Source organism: Corallococcus interemptor (assembly GCF_003668875.1).
Taxonomy (GTDB): domain Bacteria; phylum Myxococcota; class Myxococcia; order Myxococcales; family Myxococcaceae; genus Corallococcus; species Corallococcus interemptor.
The window spans coordinates 1-474 of the sequence record NZ_RAWM01000316.1; the positions used below are offsets into that span (position 1 = coordinate 1).

At 54.0% G+C, this 474-nt stretch carries 1 pseudogene; it reads right to left on the bottom strand.

The window, feature by feature from the left end:
• A pseudogene (nimT, locus tag D7X96_RS39200) lies at positions 1-474 on the bottom strand (2-nitroimidazole transporter); the annotation flags it as partial.

A 474-nucleotide genomic window follows, 5' to 3' on the forward strand; every position in this document is an offset into this window, starting at 1 on the left:
GACCAGTGAGTTGATCCCAAGAAACAATGTGACCTGCCAGGCAAGCGGCGAACGCCAGATACCCCGAGTATGTAAGGCGCGCGAGGTACTCAAATTTGCATGTTGTTGACTTCGCCACTGTGGCAGCCATAAAAAAAGAGCCAGCAGAGGAAAACACATCAGCATGAGCAACGCGCCTTGCCAGCCAAAACCGTTCAAAGCCAGCGGCACGACCATAGCCGATCCCAGTGCCGCTGCAGCTCCCATTGTCAGGGAATATGCGCCGGTAAGTCTGGCGACGGAATGAGGGAAATCGCGTTTAATTAATCCTGGCAGTAAGACATTGCCTAATGCAATCCCACCGCCGATGACCGCTGTACCGCCAAATAATAAGTAAGGCGAAGGGAGAGAGCGAATTGCGATACCTGCACAGATCAAAAGTACCGCGGCAAACAGGCTACGTTCCATACCAAAACGTCGCGCCACCGGGGCGGC